This is a genomic window from Kribbella kalugense (assembly GCF_004365875.1).
GTDB lineage: Bacteria > Actinomycetota > Actinomycetes > Propionibacteriales > Kribbellaceae > Kribbella > Kribbella kalugense.
Genome location: NZ_SODF01000003.1, coordinates 1,209,298 through 1,209,791 on the forward strand (window position 1 = coordinate 1,209,298; position 494 = coordinate 1,209,791).

A 494-nucleotide genomic window follows, 5' to 3' on the forward strand; every position below is an offset into this window, starting at 1 on the left:
CGGAGCCCGGGGACAGGAAGCGGGGGCCTGAGAACAGGGAGCGGTGCCCGGGACGGGTAGCGGTGCCCGGGACGGGTAGCGGTGCCCGGGAACGAGGAGCGGGACCTGGGAGCGGGGACCTGGGACAAGGAATGGCGGGGTGGGGATGGGGCGTGGGAACGGGGAGTGGGGAGGGAACGGGGGTGGGGACAGGGAACCGGCCTGGTGGGGACAGGGAACCGGCCTGGTGGGGACAGGGAACCGGCCTGGTGGGGACAGGGAACGGGGGGTGGAGACAAGTAATGGGGGCTGGAGACCTGAAATAACCTGTCTCCAGACACCAAAGGGTGTCCCAGGCCCCCACAAATGACCGCGAACTGGTCGTACGCCGCCCGACGGAGATGCCGCTCCCGATCCACGTCGACCGTGTCCACACCTCCCACCGGCTCCGGGCGTAGCTGCGTCCTTCCCTGGTCGTGGCGGTGTGTGTCAAGTGTCGAAGATCCCGCAGGGAC